The organism is Terrabacter tumescens (genome assembly GCF_014646815.1).
GTDB classification, from domain to species: domain Bacteria; phylum Actinomycetota; class Actinomycetes; order Actinomycetales; family Dermatophilaceae; genus Terrabacter; species Terrabacter tumescens.
This window is the reverse complement of the sequence record NZ_BMNZ01000005.1, coordinates 143,777-159,928: the sequence shown is the minus strand read 5'-3', so window position 1 is coordinate 159,928 and position 16,152 is coordinate 143,777. Positions and strand designations below refer to the sequence as shown.

Annotated in this window: 19 protein-coding genes; 16 read left to right on the top strand and 3 right to left on the bottom strand. The window is 65.9% G+C overall.

Features of this window, described 5'->3' with window-relative positions; genetic code table 11:
• Nucleotides 1–39: 39 nt before the first annotated feature.
• Nucleotides 40–213, bottom strand: a complete 174-nt coding sequence (locus IEY30_RS13965; RefSeq protein WP_156035339.1) for a hypothetical protein — start codon at nt 211–213, stop codon at nt 40–42.
• 317 nt (nt 214–530) lie between these two features.
• On the opposite strand from IEY30_RS13965, the gene IEY30_RS13960 reads away from it, so the two are divergent.
• From IEY30_RS13960 to IEY30_RS13940, 5 genes are all read left to right on the top strand, one after another.
• A complete protein-coding gene (locus tag IEY30_RS13960; RefSeq protein WP_188960149.1) occupies nt 531–1,649 on the top strand; it encodes a C40 family peptidase in 1,119 nt (372 codons plus the stop codon).
• On the top strand, nt 1,642–2,328 hold the full coding sequence (locus tag IEY30_RS13955; protein ID WP_156035341.1) for a hypothetical protein: 687 nt from the start codon (nt 1,642–1,644) through the stop codon (nt 2,326–2,328). Before IEY30_RS13960 ends, IEY30_RS13955 begins: the two co-directional genes overlap by 8 nt.
• Before the next feature lie 80 nt (nt 2,329–2,408).
• On the top strand, nt 2,409–3,245 hold the full coding sequence (locus tag IEY30_RS13950; protein WP_162181009.1) for a helix-turn-helix domain-containing protein: 837 nt from the start codon (nt 2,409–2,411) through the stop codon (nt 3,243–3,245).
• Nucleotides 3,246–3,264: 19 nt separating this feature from the next.
• Nucleotides 3,265–3,486: a DUF397 domain-containing protein gene (locus tag IEY30_RS13945; RefSeq protein WP_030199421.1), complete on the top strand. Its 222-nt coding sequence runs from the start codon at nt 3,265–3,267 to the stop codon at nt 3,484–3,486.
• The gene (locus IEY30_RS13940) at nt 3,483–4,745 is read left to right on the top strand and encodes an MFS transporter (RefSeq protein WP_030199423.1); all 1,263 of its coding nucleotides are present in this window, start codon (nt 3,483–3,485) and stop codon (nt 4,743–4,745) included. Before IEY30_RS13945 ends, IEY30_RS13940 begins: the two co-directional genes overlap by 4 nt.
• Before the next feature lie 465 nt (nt 4,746–5,210).
• Here the strand turns inward: IEY30_RS13940 and IEY30_RS13935 are convergent, their stop codons facing one another.
• Nucleotides 5,211–6,260: an XRE family transcriptional regulator gene (locus tag IEY30_RS13935; RefSeq protein ID WP_052358598.1), complete on the bottom strand. Its 1,050-nt coding sequence runs from the start codon at nt 6,258–6,260 to the stop codon at nt 5,211–5,213.
• Between the two features lie 197 nt (nt 6,261–6,457).
• Between IEY30_RS13935 and IEY30_RS13930 the strand changes: the two genes are divergently transcribed.
• Entirely contained in the window at nt 6,458–7,450 is a 993-nt protein-coding gene (locus IEY30_RS13930) for a ComEC/Rec2 family competence protein (protein ID WP_052358599.1), read from the top strand.
• A gap of 32 nt (nt 7,451–7,482) precedes the next feature.
• The gene (locus IEY30_RS13925; protein ID WP_030199433.1) at nt 7,483–8,196 is read left to right on the top strand and encodes a hypothetical protein; all 714 of its coding nucleotides are present in this window, start codon (nt 7,483–7,485) and stop codon (nt 8,194–8,196) included.
• A 177-nt stretch (nt 8,197–8,373) separates the two neighbouring features.
• Here the strand turns inward: IEY30_RS13925 and IEY30_RS13920 are convergent, their stop codons facing one another.
• Entirely contained in the window at nt 8,374–9,663 is a 1,290-nt protein-coding gene (locus IEY30_RS13920) for a competence protein CoiA family protein (RefSeq protein WP_162181010.1), read from the bottom strand.
• Nucleotides 9,664–9,863: 200 nt separating this feature from the next.
• Here IEY30_RS13920 and IEY30_RS13915 point away from each other — a divergent pair, with 200 nt between their 5' ends.
• The 9 genes from IEY30_RS13915 to IEY30_RS13875 are packed head-to-tail and all read left to right on the top strand — an operon-like array spanning nt 9,864 to nt 16,020.
• Complete coding sequence (locus IEY30_RS13915; RefSeq protein ID WP_030199438.1) at nt 9,864–10,349, top strand: hypothetical protein; 486 nt, start codon at nt 9,864–9,866, stop codon at nt 10,347–10,349.
• 14 nt (nt 10,350–10,363) lie between these two features.
• On the top strand, nt 10,364–10,615 hold the full coding sequence (locus IEY30_RS13910) for a hypothetical protein (RefSeq protein WP_030199441.1): 252 nt from the start codon (nt 10,364–10,366) through the stop codon (nt 10,613–10,615).
• Nucleotides 10,612–10,875 (top strand): hypothetical protein, encoded by a 264-nt coding sequence (locus IEY30_RS13905; RefSeq protein WP_030199444.1) that lies wholly within the window; start codon nt 10,612–10,614, stop codon nt 10,873–10,875. The genes IEY30_RS13910 and IEY30_RS13905 overlap by 4 nt, the downstream gene beginning before the upstream one ends.
• Nucleotides 10,872–12,392, top strand: a complete 1,521-nt coding sequence (locus IEY30_RS13900; protein ID WP_052358600.1) for an FtsK/SpoIIIE domain-containing protein — start codon at nt 10,872–10,874, stop codon at nt 12,390–12,392. Before IEY30_RS13905 ends, IEY30_RS13900 begins: the two co-directional genes overlap by 4 nt.
• Complete coding sequence (locus IEY30_RS13895) at nt 12,389–12,796, top strand: hypothetical protein (RefSeq protein ID WP_052358601.1); 408 nt, start codon at nt 12,389–12,391, stop codon at nt 12,794–12,796. Before IEY30_RS13900 ends, IEY30_RS13895 begins: the two co-directional genes overlap by 4 nt.
• Nucleotides 12,793–13,233 (top strand): WhiB family transcriptional regulator, encoded by a 441-nt coding sequence (locus IEY30_RS22265; RefSeq protein ID WP_081920515.1) that lies wholly within the window; start codon nt 12,793–12,795, stop codon nt 13,231–13,233. The genes IEY30_RS13895 and IEY30_RS22265 overlap by 4 nt, the downstream gene beginning before the upstream one ends.
• A 54-nt stretch (nt 13,234–13,287) precedes the next feature.
• Nucleotides 13,288–14,667: a replication initiator gene (locus tag IEY30_RS13885; RefSeq protein ID WP_308423759.1), complete on the top strand. Its 1,380-nt coding sequence runs from the start codon at nt 13,288–13,290 to the stop codon at nt 14,665–14,667.
• 49 nt (nt 14,668–14,716) lie between these two features.
• On the top strand, nt 14,717–14,896 hold the full coding sequence (locus tag IEY30_RS13880) for a helix-turn-helix domain-containing protein (RefSeq protein WP_030199459.1): 180 nt from the start codon (nt 14,717–14,719) through the stop codon (nt 14,894–14,896).
• Nucleotides 14,893–16,020 (top strand): site-specific integrase, encoded by a 1,128-nt coding sequence (locus IEY30_RS13875; protein WP_030199462.1) that lies wholly within the window; start codon nt 14,893–14,895, stop codon nt 16,018–16,020. The genes IEY30_RS13880 and IEY30_RS13875 overlap by 4 nt, the downstream gene beginning before the upstream one ends.
• Nucleotides 16,021–16,152 lie beyond the last annotated feature (132 nt).

Here is a 16,152-nt window from a genome sequence, read left to right as displayed (position 1 = left end):
ATTGGCACTGGTCGGAAAGGCCACGAACGCTCTCAGCGTTCAGGCCACCGCAGCGCCCGCCACAGCGCCGGTGACACCGTCAGCGCCGCCGACGAGCTCGGTGACCTGGTCGAGTGCCACGGCCGCGGTTGTCCCGGCTCCCCAGGCCAGCCACTCGTCGACTGACGCAGCCGAGGCCGGTGCCCCGTGCGAGGACGTCGCCACTTCGTTCATGAACGCCTGGGTTCGAACGAACCTACCCGCCGACGAGTGGCTCGGTGGGATGCGCCCCTTCGCGTCGCCTGATCTCCTGACCCAGCTGAGCCGTACTGACCCCGCGCGTGTTCCGGCGAGCAGGGTCACCGGAAGGCCGGTAGGTGTCGTGACCCAGGCAGGTGCTCACGTTCTTCGATTCGCAACGGATGGGGGCCGGGTCGACGCGTCGACGCAGGAGCGGGGTTCGGCTTGCGTCGTCAGCGACATTGAACCAACGGGGGACGTGCAAGGTGCGCCGACGCCCTCGCTGACCCCCTCGGCGGCGGCAGGCTGACGTGGTCGCTCCTCTCGTCGTCGCAGGTCGGGCGCTGCTGTGGCGCCGGGTTCGCCGTCTGCTCATCGCCGTTCTCCCTCTCGCGGTGGTCGCCGCCCTTGCGGTGGCGCTGTTGCTCGCCCTGGTGGGCGGTTCGGGCAGTCAGGAAGTTCCGTCCGCGGGAGGGGGCTGCCCGGGGGTGGCGGTGGAGGGCGTGAGCGCAAGCGGAGGACCGAAGGGGCTCACCGCTGAACAAGCTGCCAACGCGAAGACGATCGTCGCCGTCGGACGCGAGCTCCACGTGCCTTCGTACGGCTGGGTCGTCGCGGTGGCCACGGCGATGCAAGAGTCCAACCTCAGGAACATCCCGTACGGGGACCGCGACAGCGTGGGCCTCTTCCAGCAACGCACTGCGTGGGGCAGCGCCGCTGACCGGTTGGCTCCGGCCAAGTCAGCACGAATGTTCTACACCGGAGGCGGTCAGGGACAGCCAGGGCTGGTCGACATCGCCGGCTTCGAGCGGATGTCAGTCACGGATGCCGCACAGGCGGTGCAGCGCAGCGCGTTCCCGAACGCGTACGCAAAGTGGCAGCGGCTCGCGACTCAAGTTGTCGCAAGCCCTACCGTGCTCTCCGCAGCGTGTTACGCCAACGCCGCCTTCTTGAGCGACGGTAGTGCGGGAGGAAAGGCCGTGGCGGCCGCGCTCACCCAGGTAGGGGTGCCTTATGCCTGGGGCGGTGGTGGTCCTGACGGGCCGACCAACGGATTCGGGGCTGGCGCAGGAGTCCTCGGCTTCGACTGCTCGTCATTGATGCAGTACGCGTGGCATCGGGCGGGCGTGGATCTGCCGCGCGTGGCCAGCGCGCAGGCCACCGTGGTTCAGCGGTTGCCTCTCGACCCCAAGGTCTGGCGGGCCGGCGACCTGGTGTTTCTGCACGCGGCTGGCGATCCCCCGGACTACTTCCACCACGTGGCGATGTACGACGGGCAAGGAGGCATCGTGCATGCCCCTCGGCCGGGTCTGACTGTCGAGGTCGTGCATGACTTCATGACTGTGGACTACTACAAGCGCGAGGTGGCTTTCGTGGGCCGCGTCGGCGGGTCCGGTTCTTCGGCTCGGGGGGTGGCGAACGGTGGATGAGCTGACGCCCGGAGATGTGGACCGCAGATTTGGAGCCCTCGTCGGGGCGTTCGGGTGGGACAACCAGTCCGATGACCTGACGAGCGGCGTGCCAGCGACGTTGGTTCGGCGTCTTCGTCTGGGGGACGCCGTTCCGGTGAACGCTAGGGCACGGTTCCTGATGACGACGTTCCAAGGGGAGCAGTTGGCTGCGCACGGTTGGCGCACCGATCTGCGAATCGGGTCTTCGGAGCTTAGGGACGTCCCTGGACTCAAGGAGCCGGGAGTGCAGCTGGTGGACGAGCGCGAGCATTACCTGGGGCGGAGCGAAGAGGCTGTCTGGGTGGACATCTCCCGCGTCTGGGTCGAAGAGCTGGTGCATGTTCCTCGATCGCGAGTCTCAACCGAGGAGTCGTGGCTTCGACCAGTGCTGGAAGACCAAAACGCACCGCACATCGAGCCGTTGCATCCTGTGGCAGGGCGCCCCCATCTCATCGGCGCGCGAGTCGTACGCGCCTTGGGAGATGGCAGGTATGACGTCGATCTACGCGCCGTCTCGGGACCCATGATGAGCAGTGAGGGCATGCTGGCGGTCGCCGTGGTGGCCGAGTCACAGTGGTACCGGTGGCATCAGAGCAGCTACACCGCGGCGGACCGGACGGTGGGTCACCTGCCAGCCGAGGGCTTGTGGGTGGAATGAGACCACTAGCGCACCTCGGTAGGTCGTCCGGCGCGGCCCTTCGTCCACTCACGCCGAGGGTCTATATCGTCGTCCTATTCATGAGTGCATGGAAGGATGAGATGGCAGACGTTGGGTTCGAGCTGCGACGGATCCGGGAGGCAGCGGGCATCTCCGGGTCGGCTGTGGCCCGTGACCTCGGGTGGTCGCAGTCAAAGATCTCCCGGGTGGAGACTGGCCGCTTCGGGGCGTCTGTCGGCGAGGTGGCTGAGCTGCTTGCCTACTACGGTGTCGCCGAGGAGGTTCGGGCCGAGATCCTCGGTTCAGTGGCTCGAAGCAGCGGTCTCGAGGGTGCTTGGGTCGTCAGTGCGGGGGGAGTTCCACGGCGACAGGCGGCGGTCGAAGCTGTGGAAACCCGCGTCAGGCGGCTGCGGCAATATCAGACGGCTTGGATCCCTGGACTGCTGCAGACCGCCGCGTATGCCACGGCCGTCTGTCAGGCAGCGGGCCTGAATGCCGACATGGTGGTGCCGGCACGACTCGAGCGGCAGCGGCTCCTAGCTGAGCGTCGCGGCGTTCGCTACGAGGCGGTGCTGGACGAATCCGTGCTCCTGCGTTCTCCGCGATCGACGTCGGCGGACATGGCCGACCAGATGTCGCACTTGCTCGAGCTGCTCGAAGCCGGCTACGCCGACGTGCGCGTGCTCAAGCTCGGCGGAGCAGTTCCTACATTCGCGGTCGGCTCCTTCGTGCTCTACGACTTCAGGAAGGGATCACCGGTTGTCCTCTGCGAGGCTCAGACCGCCGATCTCTACCTGTCCTCTGAACGCGACATCACGGCATACCAGAAGCTCTTCCGGGGGCTGCACAAGGACGCTCTCGACGCCGCGGATTCACGCAAGGCGATCGAGGACGCACGGCGCCACTGGGCGACGTGACCCAACGAAAGGGGAAGTGATGGAACCCGACTGGAGCGCCGCGGTCTGGCGAAAGTCCGTGCACAGCGACACGGGCGCCTGCGTCGAAGTCGCGCAGTCTGCAGGTCTGATCGGAGTCCGGGACACGAAGGCTAATGGCCGCGGTCCGATCCTCGAGTTCACCGAGGCTGAGTGGCGCGCGTTCGTCGGTGGAGTCGTCGACGGAGAGTTCGACTACGACGCCCTCAAGACGTCGGGATGACCGAAGCCATGGAAGACCAGCAGTCGGTCGATGCTTCGCCAGGGCGAGGTCTTAACCGGCTGCTGGCCTCCACCGGCGTCTCCATCGCAGGCCAAGGCATGGTGCTTGCGGCTGTGCCGCTGCTCGCTGCCCGTCTGACCAGTGACCCACTCCAAGTCTCATTGACGGTCGCCGCCACGTATGCCGCATGGCTGGTCGTAGGCCTTCCCGCGGGCGCGCTCGTGGATCGGTGGCCCCGGCGCATCACCATGGTGGTCGCCGACCTGGCGCGAGCCCTGATCGTTGGCGCCCTAGCGGTGGCGGTCCTAACCGAGGCTGCGCAGCTGTGGGTCCTCGTTGCTTGCGTCTTCTTCCTCGGCGTTGCTGGTTGCTTCTTCGACCCCGCGGCCCAATCAGCACTACCTCTCGTCGTGGGCCGCGACCAGCGCCGGCTCGCCACCGCAAACGGTCAGATCTGGTCCCTGGATCTCTTGGGGCGAAGCCTGATCGGACCGCCCCTTGGCGCAGCATTGTTCGCGCTCGGCGCCTCCATTCCGTTCTTCGGCAATTCGCTGGCATTCCTCATCTCCGCTGCGCTGCTTGTCGGACTGGGACGAATGGCACCGCCAGTTCGCACGGGCGCGCATCCTCCGGTTTTCCGTTCCGTACGAGAAGGGCTCGGCTATCTCGTGCGCCATGGGGAACTTCGACGGCTCACGATCGGCATGGCCACATTCAACTTCATCTACAACGTCGCCTTCTCAACTCTGGTCCTGTTCGCGCGTGACCGCCTGCACGTGCCTGAGGGATGGTTTGGCGCGCTCTTGGCGACGTCCGCAGTCGGGGGACTTGTGGCCGGTTACCTCGTGCCCAAGTCACGCAGACACTTCACAGCACGTGCGATATACGCAGCGGGTCTGTTGGCACAGGGGCTGGGTTGGTTGCTGCTGTTCGTTGCGCCCAACGGATGGATCGCTGGAGTTGCTCTCGCGCTGGTCGGAGCGGCATCGATGACCGTGACGGTGCTGGGGGGTACGGCGCGTCAGCGACTCACTCCCGATGCGCTCATGGGTCGGGTCAGTGCCACAACCCGCGTGGCCGGCATTGGCATGGCGGCGCTTGGGGCGATATGCGGCGGGCTTATTGCCAACGGCACGAGTTTGGCCTGGCCAATCCTGTCCGCCAGCGCAATAGCGGGTTTTGGCTCACTCCTGATGCTTGTAATGCGCCGTTCGGCTCCCCCTGAGATCCAAAGGAAGGCCAGCAACGGGCTCAGGTAGCCACTATGCAGAGGACGTGTGAGCGGTTAGCGAGTGAATACTCAACCGGATCTGCCGATGAGCCCTAGTGAGCCCTAGTTCGCCGTTCGCCGCCCGGACTGCCTTGAGAGGCGGTCCCTATCGTGCCGACTCATGGTCAGCTCGTGTGCTCGGAGGCCTCAGCGGCGCTGAGGCTACGCCGGGTCGAGGTGCCCTGCAGCAGCGACTGCGCGGCCATGTGGCGGTGGGGCCAGCGCGCTGGTCATGTGGGTGGGCCACAGCGATATCCGAGCCAGCCATCAGTTGACGAGGTGGGGTCTGCGACCGCGCTGGCCTCGGTGGCTATGGTCGGCAACCACCGCCGTACTCCACGTTGGCCGTCATCGAGCGATCCTTCAACGTCCTTAGGCAGTGGCGCGCGCCACCACGTAACGACAAGCTCGTCCTGAACTACCGCGGCGGCGTCGTCCGCGGCGTGATCTTCACCTAGCCACGCGAGCGGGGAGACATGTCGTAGCTGCAGATGGACCTCTCCAGGGCAGGCATCAGCGCTCGAGGAAACCAGGTCGCATTCGCGTTCGCGACCTTGAGCAGGTGCGTCGTGATCGTTGGGCCCTCCGGAACGCCAAGCTGAATCGGTTCAGAGCGGCGCCACCCACGGGCAGAGATGCCCTTCATTGCGGTCGTGTAGGCGGACGGGGACATCACCTCAAGGTCTTTGGCTCTCATCAACAACGCCGCGATGGAGACATGCCAGCGCTGTTTGAGCTCAAACAACTGCGCCCAGTCGGCTCGCGCCGGCAGTTCGGCACGAATGTCATCCGCTGGCATCAAGAACTCGGCCGCGAACTTGTGCGCCTGCGTCTCGACCTCCTTCACACCCCAGACGGACTGGCCGTGCATGACCAGATGGCCGAGCTCATGTGCCGCGTCGAATCGGGACCGCCCCCGATCGCCCTTATCGGCACTTAAGACGACAACCGGACGGTCTGGGAAGGGTAGTGAGAATGCGTCGACCTCGGCTGCGTCCAGGGGCAGGCGTAGGACGAGAACGCCATGCCCCTCAAGTGCAGCGACGACATCTGGCACCGGGCCCCGAGGCAAACCCCAGGCGGATCGCACCATGCGCGCGGCTTGGGGAACCAGAGGCGAGTCGACATCGAGAGTGTGTACCGCCAACCGCGGCAACGACAGCGGCTTGAGAACGGAGTCTCCCTCCGGAGCGACCGCAAGGTCGTGCACCAGGTGAGCCAGGGAACGAGCGCGTCGCCGCTGCGCAACCGAACTCTTGCGCAAGCTTCTGAAGAACCCCTCGTGGGTCTCCTCCATCGGCAAACAAAGGAACTCGACCGGAACGTCCAGCGCTCGCGCCAAGAGACCCAACGTGTCGCTCGACGGCTTCGCGTCCCCTGACTCGAACTGGGAGATGGCCGCCGGCGTGACGTCCGCCGGGCCACTGAGGTCCGCCTGACTCTTGCTCTCCAACTCCCGAGCGAGCCGGAGCCGGCCCGGCTGGAACGTTCCTACGGTTGCCACCAAACTCCTTCTGTCTCCCGCGGGGGTGCGGCCATCATGGCCAGTCTGCCTCGCCCGGCCCCACGTTCCAAAGACGCTCGCCAGAAATGTCCGAGACGTTACTCCCGAATCCGTGCGGAACCGGGGGTAGGATCGTGTCGAAAATGTAAGTGCGGACTTGAGCAATCACTTCAACTACTCGCGGACGGAGTCCCGGCATGGAGAGCACCACGATCCACTTTCTGAACGTCGGTCACGGTGACTGCACCATCATCGAGCACCCGTCGGGGCGTCTCACGATGATCGACATCAACAACAGCAAGGCCCTTCCCGAAGACGACGAGGTCGCCCTCGCCGAAGCCAAGGGCCTCAGCCTGTCGCAGTTCCGAACCGGCAGCTACACGTCCCGCAGCTGGGAGGAGTACTACAAGAGCCTCCTCGACGACCCGCGCGAGTACTGGCGCGCGAACTTCGACAACCGCTCCCTCTTCCGGTACATCCAGACCCACCCGGATATGGACCACATGAGTGGGCTTGCCTCGCTGTTCTGGGGTGAGCAAGTCGCCCTGTACAACTTCTGGGACACCCAGCACGCCAAGACCTTCACCGAGTCCAGCTTCGACAAGAACCACTACGACTGGAACGACTGGCTCGCCTACCAGCAGCTGCGCAAGGGCAACCATGGCGACGGCACCACGCACTCCGTCCACGCGCGCCTGCGCGACGAGACCGGCGACTACTGGACCGAGGACGGCCTGACCATCCTGGGTCCCACGCAGGACCTGGTCGACTACTGCGACCGCATCGAGCACTACAACAACTCCTCCTACGTGCTGCGCCTCGACTACGGCGGCCGCCGAGTCATCCTCCCGGGCGACGCCGAGAAGCCCGCTTGGGACAGCATCGAAGCCGACTACGACGAGGGCGAACTCGACTGCGACATCCTCAAGGCCGCTCATCACGGCCGCGAGTCCGGCTACAGCGAGACCGCCGTCAACGCCATGGACCCCGAGTTCGTCATCTGCTCGGTTGGGAAGAAGCCCTCCACCGACGCCTCCGACGAGTACCGCAAGCACGACGCCACCGTCCTTTCCACCCGCTACAACGGCACCATCACCGCCCGCATCTGGGCGGATGGCGAGATCTGGATCGACGATCGCGATGGGGACCGCCTGCACACCCTGCCGCCGCTCAGCTCGGCAACCGCATGAACTGGGCGTGCCTACGGAGAAGGAGCTGAGGGATGAACTGGGGCCGCTGGCTTGACGAGTACGACCGCGAAGCCCGGCTGGTGCCGGCTTTGCTCACAGTCCTCCCTCTCGTCCTCGTCGCGATCGGGTTCGGAGTGCAGGACAACCCCGTCTTGGCCGGGATCGTCGCAGTGCTGCTGGCGATTGGGGCGCCGATGGTCGTGGCCAAGCAGGTCGCCGATCGCGGACGAGCCGTCGAGAAGACGCTCTTCGCCAAGTGGGGAGCGCCTCCAACCACCTTGAAGTTGATCCCGACGCCAGATGGCCAGGGCGGGGAGCTGCTGCGCCAGCGTCGGGGCCGCCTCGAGCGCGTCAGTGGTATCAGCTTGCCGACCGGCCCAAATTTGAGTGACTCGACCGTGCAGACCTACGAGGCCGCCGTGCGTTGGCTCATCGAGAACACCCGGGACCGCGCCAAGTTCCCAGTTGTGTGGGCGGAGCTGAAGACCTACGGCTTCGAACGCAACGCGCTGGGGCTTCGCGCCGTCGCCCTGACCACGTCCGGATGTGGCGTGCTCGCCCTGTGGGCAGGCGCTGTCGTCGGCTCGCGTAGCGGCCACGTCTCCGTCGGCACCACGCTAGCCCTCGCCGGCGTCTGCGCTCTGGTCGGGATGTGGTGGTGGCTGGTTCCGAGCGAGACGCGGGTGCGCCGTGCGGCAGACCGGTACGCCGAACGGGTGCTGGATGCAACGGCCGCGATGCACTAGCCAACCGCCACACTGACGATGCGGCGCGGTAGACCGCGTTGGTCACACCCGCGCTAGCAGCAGCTCACGTCCGGACTAGCCGCTCCTGGCACGACAGCCGAGCAAGCCGCTTTCCTCGTGCGGGCAGTACCCACGCTGCACACCTTGAGCCTGATGACTCCCTGGTCTCGTCGGTCATCAGTGGCGCAGAAAGAGGCGGCCTGAAGCTTTCTGGACACTGATCGCGGTGGATGGCTTCATCGACTCGGCTGTTTCCACCTCGAACTGCTCAAATCGCTGCTCATCCGCGCATGCCTTGGCGAGGCGATTTCGCTCCTTCGTGCTGGCAACGATGACGGTCACCGCCGCCAAGCGCTGCTTAATCTGGTCGTTGATCCGGCTCGCAACGGGACTGATGACGGCTTGGGCGAGATCATCCACGTACAGGGGTGTACCCATCGCCCAATCCGGGTCGGGGTCGCGAACGCCGACAGGGCCGCCGGCTTGTTGAGCGACAAACTCCACCGCTAGGGGACGAAGGACAGCCTGTCGAGCCAGAAGTGCGGCTTTGGCGGCCTCATGCAGGGCGCGTTGTGACGGGATGGCGTCCCAATGGGGTCCGCGGTCGGCGACCCATGCATCCCTTGCGGCCTGTGCCTGAAGTTGCTTTTGTTCGGCAGCCCAGTGGGGGTGGGTGGTCCACACGTATGGACCGGCGTTGTAACGGTCGAACCCTAGGTGTAAGGCTGTCGAGCTTCGAACCGCCTTCACGGCTCCTCTGAGGACGTGCTGAACGAAACGGTGCAAATCCATCGGGTGCCCAAGTGCCGTCCAATGGCCGTGCCCGGCGCACGGTCCGGGAGGTCGACCATATGGCGTATTGACTCGGTGGCAGCGGTGGAGGCGTTCGCACCACAGCGGATCGAAGACTGCAGGACCAGCAATCACAGCTAGGCCGCTGTTCGTCGCGTGCTCGCTCCCGCCTGGACTTCGCACTTGTATGGATGGCACTTGCCCCATCCATGGAGTGTTCTTGTCGCTGACCCAGCACACGTCGACGCCTTCGGCCGCCATCGTCGCAGTGCGCTTGGTCAAATCTTGAGCGGTGGTCGACGCCAGCTGCGCTTCCCAAGCCATCCGCGTTTGGCCGTCCGGACTTGTCGCCAACACATCGGCTCGCCACCCCGTGCCCGGGACTTCGAGCTCGGCATGCCACCCGGCTGAGCGAATCGCAGTGGCAAGCTCCATCTTCAACATGCGGTGAGCCATCGTCTCGCCGGTCAGCGAACACTCCGGCGCTCCGGCGTCATGCGCGAAGAAGCGCGTGCCCAGACGGGACACCTTCGCATGGAGCCCGTGACCGCACTCCCGGCATGTCAGCGGAGCTCGTGGGCGAGTCCGATGGAACTGTTCCCAGGGAATCGCGCCCACATCCGGCGCGGTCAGGTCAAGGGCGCCTGCGGTCGCGTGGAGCGCAGTCAGCGGCATGACGTCAACTGTGCACATGGCCGGGCGGCCGTGTCCGGAAATTGCTGACAAATGACAGCCGGCCTTGTGGGTCCTACCGCTGATCCTGGTCGGTCCGACACGCAGATGCAGACGTCTCTTCGCGCGATTCATGCACATGTGCATAGCATTGCCCTATGCAGTGATGCATAGGGCATCGTTGCCAGTCTGAGGAGATCGAGATGGCAGTCGCACGCAAGCTCAAGCTCGGCCACGACGAGGTGTTTCCTCACGGCGCGTACATCGTGTCGGAGGTCGTTCCGGTCATCGACTTTGACCGCTCCACAAGGGAGAACCGCGTCCAGCAGATCGACGCTGACACAGGCCTTCCCATGTGGTCGATCGACGTCATCGACGCTGACCCCGAAGCACGGAAGAAGGACCGTACCGTGTCGGTCAAGATGCTCGCCAAGGTCCAGCCGGTTCCGCCGGCCGGCGACGGCACGTCCCCGTTCACGAGTGTCGTGTTTGAGAACCTGACCGCGACCCTGTGGGTGGATTCGTCGAAGTGCCGGCCCCCCGAGGACGGTCGGTCACACCGCTGCGCGGCTCAGGCCGCCTGGTCCCTGCGTGCAGATGGCATGTCCGCCCCGGGCAAGTCGGCAGCGAGCAAGGCAACCGACAGCCAGCCATCGCAGACAGCCACCCCGCCGAACAAGGCCGCGTAGGCCGGTGACGTGGGATGTACACGGCTGACTCCACTGCATGGGCTGAAGCGTTCGGCGTCCACCACGGTTTCGTCGATCGCGCTCTTCAGCAACGTCTGCGCCGGCTCCAGGACATGGAGGAGGAGCTCCGTGCCCTCTACGCAGCGTTCAGGGATGCACCCGACGACGAGCTGCTCCTGTCGATCAGGTCCGCCACGAGGTCGATGACACAAGCGGTCGAATGCCTGCAGATCGCCATCCGGCAGATCAGCCGAGGTTCAGCATGACTGTCCGGGACCTCGGGACGGCTCCGGAGTGGAGCAGCTTTCTCGACGTGTCGAACTCGGCCCTCGAGGAGGCGATGAGCGCACTCCAGCGGGATGCGATCGACGCAGCGGCGGATTACGCACGGTTCGCCCGACGCCTAAGGGGCGCGCCCAACGAGGAGCTTCAAGACGTATGCCGCCGGCTGTCCGACGCCATGAGCTTCATGGTGATGGAGATCGGCGTAACTCGTCGCGCGCTCCTCAGAGAGGTACGCCGATGAGCCACCGTGATCGCAACCGACAGGAGGGGCTGCTCGGCAGCGACGACATTCCGGCCATCGCACTAGAGGCGATCCTTTGGAGCGGCTGGGGCCTCGTCCGCGCGGTCGTGGCCACGCTGACGGCCTTGGTTCGCTTCCCGCTCCAGGCTGGCGCTGCCCTCGTGGCCATTGGATGGCTGCTCTTTTTCGGGTGGCGCAGCTTGTCCCTTGGTCTTGTCGCGATCACCCTCGGCCTCGCCGTCTGGCGCCTGTGGCACCCGACCAGCTACAGACGGTATGTCGCAGTGCGCCTGCTGACGCTGATCCGTTCCCCCTACTACCGAGTCCGTTGGCCACGCATTGCCCGGAGCGTAGATCTCGTCGTTTATCCCGGGCAGCGCGGGCGCAGCGGACGTGTGGGTGGGCGCCGGTCTACCGATGGCTCCGTCCGCGTCCTCAGGGTCCGCGCCACGGGTCACGGCACGGACCGACTGCTGTTGCGTCTGCCCAATGGGTTGGTCCCGGCCGACGTCGCCGCCCGCGCGGAGGCGATCGCCCACGCAACCGGGTGTCTTCATGCACGGGTTCGGGCGGATCGCCCCGGGCGCTGCTGGCTCGAACTGGCACGCAGAGACACGCTTCGCGGTGTCGTCGACCCGTTGCCTTCGATGGGCCTCGTCGACCTGGCCGCGGTACCGGTCGGAGCCTGCGAGGACGGGACGGGTTGGCAGTTGAAGCTGGCCGGCACGCATCTTCTGGTCGCGGGCGCTACTGGTGCCGGAAAGAGCTCGGTCCTGTGGTCACTTCTGCAAGGAGTCTCGCGCGGTCTGGCCAGTGAGGACGTGCAGATCTGGGCTGTCGACCCGAAGGGCGGGATGGAACTTCGTCCCGGCCGCGCGCTGTTCAGCCGCTACGAGGACGCTTCGCCCGAGGACATGTGTCGTCTCCTCGAGGACCTGGTCGAGGTCAAGGACGCCCGATCGAAGGATCTGGCTGACTCCGGTGCCCGACTCCACCAGCGGACCGCGGAGTCGCCGCACATCATCGCAATCCTGGACGAGCTGGCGACCCTAACGGCGTTTGCAGACCGCTCAGTGACCCGGCGCATCGACACGGCCCTCGGGCTGCTCCTGACGCAGGGCAGGGCCTGTGGGATCACCGTTGTCGCTGCAGTGCAGGACCCAGGCAAGGACATCGTCGGGTGGCGAGACCTCTTCCCGACGCGGGTTGCCATGCGGTTGGACAACCCCGTCCAGGTCGCCATGGTCCTGGGCGACTCCGCTCGCGACGACGGCGCGCGAGCCGACGAGATCAGCGAGCTGACTCCTGGGGTCGCGTACGTCCGCACCGACGGCACGCGGGAGATCCTTCGCGTCCGTGCCGCATACCTCGACGACCAGGCCATCGCTCGCCTGGTGGACGGCGTCACTACTCAACGGGCGAACCGGACCAACACCCACAAAACTGGTGAGCCCGTTCTGACCACGGCAGACCTGCCGGCGACGATGCGGCCCACTCCTGAAGGAGGCCCCTCATGACGACGAACGACATGCAACAGCCGACAGGGCCGGCAGGCGCGGAGGAGTGCGAGCTCGCCCATGCCGCGACCGAAGCCATCCGTGGCATCAACCATCTGACAGTGGGATCGCCCGCGATTCCGGCGCCACAGATGTTCGAGATCCTTGGCGATCTCAAGTGCCTCGGCTACGGCCTCGAGCAAGCGCTTCGCCAGCTTGCACGTTCCCTGGCCTCCTCGTTGGCGGTCTACGCGGTTTTCGAGGAGGACGGCGGCAACCCCGAGGAGAGCGTCGCCTACGCCATGGACAGCATGCGCGTCGCGGCCGGACACGCAAGTCGTCTTGGTGAGGTGCTCGACTTCGCGCAGACCGACATCAGCCGGCAGGGCTATTACCCGCCGACCAACACCTTGGAGGCGTCATGAGTGTGCGAGCGACGACCCAGCACCGCCAACCCATGGCCTACGTCCGGGCCCAGGCGACTCCCGGAAACTGGTTGCGTGACTACGGCCAGCCGATCAAATGCCTGAACACGAAGCGTGGGCCGAGTCTGCAGTCGCTCCTCGAGCCGACGTGGATGCGCGATGCGATCTGCTCGAGCGTCGACCCTGAGCTGTGGTTCCAGGAGTCCGACACCTCGTCGGCTCGGCGTGCCATCTCGCTCTGCCATGAGTGCCCAGTCCGAGCGATGTGCCTCGCTTCCGCTCTGGTCTTCCGTGAGGAATACGGCATCAGCGGTGGACTCACCCCCAGCCAGCGTCGGCCACTTGAAGGCCGGCTGATGCGAGGCCATGCACTCGGGGACGTCCTCTCCGCCGGCCTCCGTCGCCGCACCCAGACTGATCAGCAGGGAGCGGCCTGATGAAGCCGCTGCCCGAGGAAGCTAGCCACGAGCGCTCGATGTCGAGGGGCGAGCATGAGTGCGACACGTCGCGACTCGGGACCATCTGACTCGCTCCTGGGCTCAGCCGGGCTCGAGTCAGCCGAACGGCGCGCTTCTGGCTGTGCGCGCCCGGTGCGCCTGCAGGGCTCGAAGCAAATGGTGAACACCGCCACCGGCGAGGTGCAGACCCTGTACAGCTCCGCCGGAGAACTCGACGGACACACGTACGTCAGGTGCAACAACCGTCGTGCCAGCGTGTGTCCGACCTGCAGTCGGGAGTACAAAGGCGATGCCTGGCACCTACTCATGTGCGGTCTCGCGGGTGGAAAGGGTGTGCCCGAGTCGGTCGCTGACCGACCCTGCACCTTCGTCACGCTTACCGCTCCCTCGTTCGGGCCTGTGCATGGGGTGCGGGACAAAGGCCCCTGCCGCGCGCGGCGTGACAGCCCCGTGTGCGCGCATGGCCGTCCTCAGTGGTGCCGCAAGCGTCATGCGCTCGACGACCGGCAGGTTGGTCAGCCCCTGTGCTGGGAATGCTACGACTACCTCGGACACGTTCTGTGGCAGTGGCACGCGCCCGAGCTGTGTCGGCGCTTCACCATCGCTCTGCAACGGGACCTTGCAAAACGCGCCGGTCTCAAAATCACCCAATTCCGCAGGGCCTGTCGGATCTCGTACTCGAAGGTCGTCGAGTTCCAGGCCCGCGGCCTCGTCCACGTCCACGCACCGATTCGGCTCGACGGCCCCGCCGGCCCTGACGGACCAGCCTGCTCGCTGCCGCTCACCATTGCCGAACTCGAGGCGTCTGTCGCGGCATCCGCCGCCGCGGTATACCTCGACTCGACTCCACTGCGTGACAGTGCCTCATACCGGCTTCGCTGGGGTAGGCAGGCAGACGCACGCACGATCAGCGACGGGGCGGGTCGCGACTCCGGCCGCCGAGGCAGCCGCGTCCACCCCGAACAGGTCGCCGCCTACCTGGCCAAGTACCTGACAAAGACGACCGAGGACTTCGGGCTGCCCAGCACGGTCGGGTCAGCCGTGCATGCTCGTCTGCTCGGGGCGACGCCCCACGTCGTGCGAATCATCCAAGCTGCCGAGGCGCTGAGCCGGGAGGGCGATGACTACGCCCGGATCGCCGACCGCTACTCCACGCTGGGCTACCGCGGCCACCCGATCACCAAGTCGCGGCGCTACTCCGTGACGTTCGGACAGATCCGGCGTGCGCGACGACTCTTCCGGGCGCGGACCGCAGCGCTCGACCCTGACGCAGACATCCGAGAGGTCCTCGACGAGACGGCTCCCGAGGGTTTCGAGCTCGTGTCGAGCTTCGTCTACGTCGGCCGCGGCTACCTGCAGCTCGATCAAGCCGCCGAGGCCGTGCGATCCGCCGCAATGGCACGAGCCAACTGACGGTTCGAAGCCCGCACGACAAGGAATCCAACTGGGAGAGGTGAGTGGAGTGGAGAAGCTGCTGTTGAGTCCAGAGGAGGCGGCCGAGATCCTCGGCGTCACAAGGTCGACGATCTACGACCTGATGCGGATGCGCATCCTGGCGTCGATCAAGATTGGCCGGCGCCGTCTCGTGCCCGTCCAGGCATGCGAGGAGATGGTCAAGCGCATGGTCGAGGAGTCGGCATGAGTCGGCGTGCCAACGGGGAAGGGTCGGTCTACGAGACGAAGCAGGGCCGATGGGTCGGCGCGACATACGCAGACACCAACACCGGCGGCCGCAAGCGCGTCGTGGTCTATGGCCGCACACGCGCAGAGGCCCGCAAGAAGCTGGGCGACCTGCAGAAGGAGTTCGACGCCGGCGTCCGCGTCTCCGTCGAGAACTGGACCGTCCAGGCGTACCTCGAGCACTGGCTCGACACGGTGGTCAAACCGAACCGAGCGCCCAAGACCTACCAGGGGTACGAGCTCGTCGTGCGGTTGCACCTGGGCCCACTCATCGGCAACAAGAAGCTCCGCGCCCTGACCGTCCGCGACGTCCGGCTCATGTGTCAGCACCTCGCGGCCAAGGGCATGCAACGCCGTGGCGTCCAGTTCGCGCACGCGGTCCTGCGCGCCGGCCTGCAGAACGCGATGCGCGACGAGCTCCTGACCCGCAACGTCGCCAAGCTAGTGCAAATCCCGGCACCCGAGTACGTCGTCGGCCATGGGCTCAACCCTGACGAGGCGAAGAAGCTGTTGGAGGCGGCGAAGTCGGAGCGGCTGCATGCTCTCTACGTCGTTGCGCTCTACCTAGGGCTTCGCCGGGGCGAGCTCCTGGGCCTGCAGTGGCAGCACGTCGACCTCGAGGCCGAGTCTCTCCAGGTCGTGCAGAGCCTCCAACGTGTAGGTGGCCAGCTGCAGCTCAAGGCGCCCAAGACCCGCAAGTCCAGACGTACAGTTCCGCTGCCGTCCCCGGTCGTCGAGGCACTCAAGGCGCACAAGCTCGCACAGGGCAAGGAACGGCTGGCAGCCGGTCCCGACTGGCACGACTCGGACATGGTGTTCGCCTCAAAGGTGGGCACCCCGATGGAGCCGGACAACCTGCGCCGCAGCTGGTACCGGGTGCGCACGGTCCTGCCCGAGCCGCTGCCTCGGTTTCACGACTTGAGGCACACATGCGTGACGCTTTTACTGACCGAGGGAGTCGCGCCGCACATCGTCCAGGAGATCGTGGGCCACAGCGCCATCGACGTGACGATGACGATCTACGCCCACACGTCGCTGGACGAGAAGCGAAAGGCCCTCCAGTTGCTCGGGGAGAGGCTCGCCTGATGGACGTTGCTATCAGCGCTGCTATCAACGTGCGCGTTGGGCGACAAAAGGGACAGCCCGAGAGAGCCAGTCAGGTCCTTCGAAAAGGACGAAGCCGCTGGTCAACAGGGGGATGACCAGCGGCTTCGTTGA